The sequence below is a fragment of the Mitsuaria sp. TWR114 genome (assembly GCF_007997345.1).
Genome location: NZ_VOSR01000138.1, coordinates 1 through 6,271, shown reverse-complemented (window position 1 = coordinate 6,271; position 6,271 = coordinate 1). Strand labels below are relative to the sequence as shown.

At 69.0% G+C, this 6,271-nt stretch carries 5 protein-coding genes and 1 pseudogene; all 6 read left to right on the top strand.

What is annotated here, in order from left to right; genetic code table 11:
• The first annotated feature begins 197 nt into the window (after positions 1-197).
• Complete coding sequence (locus FUT87_RS06640) at positions 198-1,289, top strand: ABC transporter ATP-binding protein (RefSeq protein WP_147240504.1); 1,092 nt, start codon at positions 198-200, stop codon at positions 1,287-1,289.
• The gene (locus tag FUT87_RS06635) at positions 1,286-2,200 is read left to right on the top strand and encodes a carbohydrate ABC transporter permease (RefSeq protein ID WP_091724725.1); all 915 of its coding nucleotides are present in this window, start codon (positions 1,286-1,288) and stop codon (positions 2,198-2,200) included. Before FUT87_RS06640 ends, FUT87_RS06635 begins: the two co-directional genes overlap by 4 nt.
• Positions 2,197-3,033: a carbohydrate ABC transporter permease gene (locus FUT87_RS06630; RefSeq protein ID WP_091724724.1), complete on the top strand. Its 837-nt coding sequence runs from the start codon at positions 2,197-2,199 to the stop codon at positions 3,031-3,033. The genes FUT87_RS06635 and FUT87_RS06630 overlap by 4 nt, the downstream gene beginning before the upstream one ends.
• On the top strand, positions 3,033-4,376 hold the full coding sequence (locus FUT87_RS06625; RefSeq protein ID WP_147240503.1) for an extracellular solute-binding protein: 1,344 nt from the start codon (positions 3,033-3,035) through the stop codon (positions 4,374-4,376). Before FUT87_RS06630 ends, FUT87_RS06625 begins: the two co-directional genes overlap by 1 nt.
• Position 4,377: 1 nt before the next feature.
• Complete coding sequence (locus FUT87_RS06620; RefSeq protein ID WP_147240502.1) at positions 4,378-5,997, top strand: alpha-N-arabinofuranosidase; 1,620 nt, start codon at positions 4,378-4,380, stop codon at positions 5,995-5,997.
• 51 nt (positions 5,998-6,048) lie between these two features.
• Positions 6,049-6,271: pseudogene (locus FUT87_RS06615) on the top strand (alpha-N-arabinofuranosidase); the annotation flags it as partial.

The window sequence follows — 6,271 nt, the reverse complement described above, 5'->3', positions numbered from 1 at the left end:
CCGGGCCACCAGGACGTGGCCGGCCGCTGGATCGTGCGTCACGCCTATGACGCCGAGGACGGCGGCAAACCCAAGCTGCGCATCGACGCGCTGCGCTGGACCGAGGACGGCTGGCCCCAGCTGTAGGCGAATTTCATGCGGCCGGAGAAGATCGACACGATCCCCGGCCTTCCCACCAGGATTCAGGAGACATTCCGTTGGCAGCCCTCAAGCTGGAGCAGATCGGCAAGCGCTATGGCGCGGTGCAGGTCATCCCCGACCTGTCGCTCGATGTGGCGCCGGGCGAGTTCATCGTGTTCCTCGGCCCGTCGGGCTGCGGCAAGACCAGCCTGCTGCGCATGATCGCCGGGCTGGAGGAAGTGACGGCCGGACGCATCCTGATCGGCGGGCAGGATGTCACCCATGCGGCGCCGGGCCTGCGGCAGCTGGCCATGGTGTTCCAGCACTATGCGCTGTATCCGCACATGACGGTGCGCGACAACCTGGCCTTCGGCCTGCGCAACATCAAGCTGACCGAGGCCGAGATCGACCGCCGCATCCAGGAGGCGGCGCGGATGCTGGAGCTCGACGCGCTGCTGGCGCGTAAGCCGGGGCAGCTGTCCGGCGGCCAGCGGCAGCGCGTGGCGATCGGCCGCGCGGTGGTGAAGGAGCCGGCGATCTTCCTCTTCGACGAGCCGCTGTCCAACCTGGATGCGGCGCTGCGCGGCCGCACGCGGCTGGAGCTGGCGCAATTGCACCGGCGCCTGGGCGCGACCATGGTCTTCGTCACCCACGACCAGATCGAGGCGATGACGCTGGCCACCCGCATCGTGGTGATGAATGCGGGCCGCATCGAGCAGGTCGCGCCGCCGGCGGAGCTTTACCGCCGGCCGGCCACGCGCTTCGTGGCTGGATTCATCGGCACGCCGGGGATGAACTTCATCCCGGTGCGGCGGCTGGCCGATCGGCAGGGACGGGCGGCGGTCGAGCTGCCGGGAGGCCAGGAGATCGGGACGCTGGTCGAGGCGGCGGTGCCGGGCAGCGAGCTCACGCTCGGCATACGTCCGGAGCACCTCGTCACCGCGGCGCGCGGTCCGCTGCCGGCGCAGGTGGAGATGGTCGAGTTCCTGGGTGAGCGGACCCTGGCGCATGTGCGGTTGGTCGACGGCACCCGCGCGATCGCCACGGTCGCGGGCGTGTCGCCGGCGGCTGGAGAGACGGTGCAGCTGGAACTCGCGATGGACGAGGCGCACCTCTTCGACAAGCAGGGACTGGCGCATCACGCGTCGGCGCAGGGAGCGGTGGCATGAGTCCAGAGGTCCCTGCGCGGTCCTCCGTCGGCTTGCGCGCCTCGCGCCCGGCGAATGCGCTGTTCGTGCTGCCCTTCGTCGCGGTCTACGCGCTGCTGTTGCTCTGGCCGCTGGCCAAAGGCTGGTTCATCAGCTTCCACGACCACGACCTGCTGTCCAACGACAGCTTCTTCATCGGCTGGCAGAACTACCGCGAGCTGCTCGCCGACGACGTCTTCCACCAGGTTGTCTGGAACACGATCCGCTTCGTGCTGCTGAGCGTGCCGGTCTTCGTCGGCCTGTCGCTGATGCTCGCGCTGGCGCTGAACCGACCGGGCAAGCTGGCCGCCTTCCTGCGCGCCGTCTTCTTCTGCGCCAGCGTCTTCTCCGTCACGCTGATCACGCTGGTGTGGCAACTCGCCCTGATGCCCGAGCGCGGCCTGATCGCGCAGGGCAGTGCCGCGCTCGGCCTGCCGCAACTGCCCTGGCTCACCAGCGACCTGCTGGCCCTGCCCACGCTCGCGCTGGTGACGGTGTGGTGGATCATCGGCCTGCCGATGATGCTGTTCCTCTCGGCGCTGCAGCAGATCCCGTCCGACGTCTACGAGGCCGCCGCGCTGGACAACGCCAGCCGCTGGCGCACCTTGACGCATGTCACCTTGCCGGCGCTCAAGCGCACGGTGGCGCTGGTGGCCGTCATCGAGGTGATCCGCCAGTTCCAGGTCTTCCCGCAGATCATGCTGATGACCAACGGCGGTCCCAACAACACCACCCGGCCGATCGTGCAGTTCATCTACGAGCAGGCCTTCATGCAGCTCTCGCTGGGCTACGCCACGGCCGCGTCGCAGGTCCTGCTGGCGGTGATGCTGGTCGGCGTCAGCGTGCAGATGTGGCTGGAGCGGCGCGAAGCCGCGCAAGGAGCGCGTCGATGACTCCGATGTTGCGCAAGGGCTGGTTCGACCGCGCGGTGATGGCCGCGCTGGTGCTGCTGGCCGCGTTGTGGATGCTGCCGCTGCTGTGGGTGCTGGCGCTCTCGTTCAAGCCCAACGAGCTGCTGATGGTCCGCACCGACGTCTTCCTGGCGCCGCCCTACACCCTGGCCAACTACGCCGACATCCTGCAGACCTCGGCGGTGTTCCGCTGGCTGGGCAACAGCGCGCTGGTGGCGGCGCTGCAGACGCTGGGCGTGCTGGTGCTGTCCTCGCTGGCGGGTTACGGCTTCGCGCGCTGCGAGTTCCCGGGCCGGCGCTGGCTGTTCCCGCTGGTGCTCTTCGGCCTGGCCGTGCCCTCGCAGAGCGTCTTCATCCCGTTGCACCGGCTGTTCTCCGACTGGGGCCTGCAGAACACCTATGCCGGGCTGGCGCTGCCGGGGCTGGCCGCGCCGTTCGGGGTCTTCCTGATGACGCAGTACTTCAAGGCCGTCCCGATCGACCTGGAGGAGGCGGCGATGCTGGACAACGCCTCGCGCTTCAAGACCTTCTTCAAGGTGGTGCTGCCGCTGACGCTGCCGGCGCAGGCGACGCTGGGCATCTTCACCTTCCTGGCCTGCTGGAACGATTACCTCTGGCCGCTGGTCATCGCGACCAAGCCGGAGATGTACACCTTGACGCGGGGCCTGGCCTCAACGCAGACCAACTTCGCCCAATCGGAGGGATTGGGCTTCCTGATGGCGCAGGCGGTCTTCGCCGGTGCCCCGGTGCTGATGATCTATCTCTTCTTCCAGAAGCATCTGGTGACCGCCGTCGCGGGAACGGGGCGGTCGTGATGAAGCGCTCCCTGTTCATGGTCATGCTGGCCGGCGCGGCGGTGCTGGCCGGTTGCGGCGACAACCACGCCGAGCCCGCGCCCAAGACCGAGATCACGCTGATGCGTTTCTTCGGCAGCTGCGACGCCAAGTTCGGCGCGGTGAACGACGCGAGCCAGGGCGTGGGCGAATGCGGCATCGTGACTGCGATGGTCAACGAGTTCAACGCCACCAACACCGACGGCATCCGCGTGAAGACGCAGACGGCCGAGTGGGCGCCGTACTACGACCAACTGACCGCACGTCTGGTGGCCAAGGACATCCCGACGGTGGCGGTGATGCACGAATCGGCGCTCGGTGACTACGTTCGCCGCCGCCTGATCGAACCGCTGGATGCGTCGCTGCCGGCGCTGGGCATCGACGTGAACGACTTCACCGACCATGCCCGCCGCGGCGTGACGCTGAACGGCCAGATCTACGCGCTCCCCTTCGACACCTGGGCCTGGCTGTGGCACATCAACACCACGCTGATGGGCCAGGCCGGCCTGATGGGCGCGGATGGCAAGCCGCGCCTGCCGCATTCGCCGGACGAGTTGCTCGCGATGGCGCGCCAATTCAAGCAGCGGACCGGCAAGCCGCTGTTTGCCTGGGCGATCGTGAAGGAGACGGCGGCGACCAACCGCACCTTCCAGACGCTGATCGCGCAGCAGGATACGAAGCTGTTCAGCGACGATGGCCGCCGTATCGACATGCACCAGCCGCAGGTGGTCAATGCGCTGTCGCTGATGCAGCGGCTCTATGCCGAGGGGCATGTGAAGCCCAACCTCGACTACGGCGCGGCCAACCAGGCCTTCCTCAACGGCGAGGCCGGTGTCGTGGTGGTCGGCACCTGGACGATCGACCAGTTCCTGCGCGAGGCCCGCAAGCCCGAGTCGCCGCTCAAGGGCGGCTACACCGTCGTGCCGTTCCCGCAGCTGTACCAGCGGCCGGCGGTCTTCGCCGACGGTCACAGCTGGGCGCTGTTCAAGGGTGGCGCCGCCACGCCGGAGCAGCATGCGGCGGCACTCAAGCTGCTCCAGTTCATCTGGCAGCGCAGCGCCGAATGGGCGCGCACCGGCCATCTGCCGGTGCGGCGCTCGGTGGCGCAGAGCGCGGCCTTCCGCGCGCTGCCCTTCCGCGAGAACCTGGCCGAGATCACCCGCACCGGCGCGTCCATGCCCAGCAGCGTGCCGACGCAGCGGGCGGTCGAGCTGCTGATCGGCGAGGACGTGAGCAACCTGCTGGTGTCCGGCAAGCCCATCGCCGAGGTGCAGGACGACGTCGAGAAGCAGGTCAACAAGGCCTTGAAGAAGGTGAGGCGCTGAGATGACGTTCCCGAATGCCGCTGCTGCCGGCGCCCACGCCGGTACCGCATCGCCCGGCGCCGCGGGCGAGGGCTTCCCGGCCGCGCTGACGGTGCACCGCGACTTCGCCATCGGCGCGCTCGATCGTCGCCTCTTCGGCGCCTTCGTCGAGCACCTGGGCCGCTGTGTCTACACCGGGATCTTCGAGCCGGGTCACCCGACCGCCGATGAACAGGGCTTCCGCGGCGACGTGAAGGCGCTGGTGAAGGAGTTGGGCGTCACGCTGGTCCGTTATCCGGGCGGCAACTTCATGTCGGGCTACGACTGGGAGGATGGCGTCGGGCCGCGGGACCAGCGGCCGCGCCGGCTGGACCTGGCGTGGTACTCGACCGAGACCAACCAGGTCGGCACCAACGAGTTCATGGCCTGGTGCGAGGAACTCGGCCTGAGCCCGATGTTCGGCGTCAACCTCGGCACGCGCGGCATGGACGATGCGCGCCGCTACCTCGAGTACTGCTGCCATCCCGGCGGGACGGAGCTGTCGGAACGGCGCCGCGCGCACGGCGTCGAGCCGCCGCATCGGATCCCGCTCTGGTGCCTGGGCAACGAGATGGACGGCCCTTGGCAGATCGGCCGCAAGACGCCGGACGAGTATGGGCGCCTCGCGCAGGAGACCGCCAAGCTGATGCGCATGCTGCAGCCCGGCATCGAGCTGGCGGCCTGCGGCTCGTCGGCCTTCGACATGCCGACCTATGGCGAGTGGGAGGACCGCGTGCTGTCGCATTGCCATGACGAGGTCGACTTCGTCTCGCTGCACAGCTACTTCGTGAAGCCCTTCGCGCCGGACGGCGTGCTGCCGCCCGGTGCGGACACCAGCACCGAGAGCTTCTTCGCCCAGATCGAGACCAATGCGCGCTACATCGAGGCCACCGTCGCGATCGCCGATGCCGTCGCGGCGCGGCGGCGCTCGAAGAAGCGGCTGATGCTGAGCTTCGACGAATGGAACGTCTGGTACCGCGCGCGGCACGGCCATCACCTGAAGCAGGGCGGCTGGCCCGAGGCGCCGCGCTTGCTCGAGGAGGTCTACACCGTCGAGGACGCGCTGCTGGTCGGCGGCATGCTGTGCATGCTGATGAACCATGCGGACCGGGTGAAGGTGGCCTGCCTGGCGCAACTGGTCAACGTGATCGCACCCATCATGACCGAGCCCGGTGGACCGGCCTGGCGGCAGACCATCTTCTGGCCCTTCGCGCTGGCCTCGCGCTTCGGGCGCGGCACCGTGCTGCGGCCGTCGATCGCGTCGCCGACCTATCCCCATGTCAAGGAAGGCGAGCTGCCCTACCTGGTGGCCAGCGTGGTCTGGAACGAGGACGACGGCACGCTCGCGGTCTTCGCGCTGAACCGTCACCTGGCCGCGCCGATGGACCTCGCGGTCGCACTGCAGGGCCTGGGCGGCGACGCCGGGCTGGCGCTCGGCGAGGCCTGGGAGCTCCATGACCTGGACCTCCACGCCACCAACACCGTCGATCTGCCGGACCGCTTCCAGCCGCGCGCGCTGGGCGGCATCTGCGTCGATGGCGACACGCTGCGCGCGACGCTCCGGCCCGCGTCCTGGAACGTGATCGTCCTTCGTCCCCGCTGATCACCGGCTGCCCGGCGGTCGCCGATCCTCCTTCTTCCTCCTGTCGCTCCCATGTCGCTGAACTGGTCCCATCCGCTGATTCCCCAACGCGCCGATCCCCACCTGTCGCTGCACGACGGGCGCTACTGGTTCACCGCCTCGGTGCCCGGCTTCGACGCGATCGAGCTGCGCAGCGCCGCGCGCATCGAGGACCTGCCCGAGGCAACGCCGCGGATCGTCTGGACCCGCCATCCGCAGGGGCCGGCGAGCTGGCACATCTGGGCGCCGGAACTCC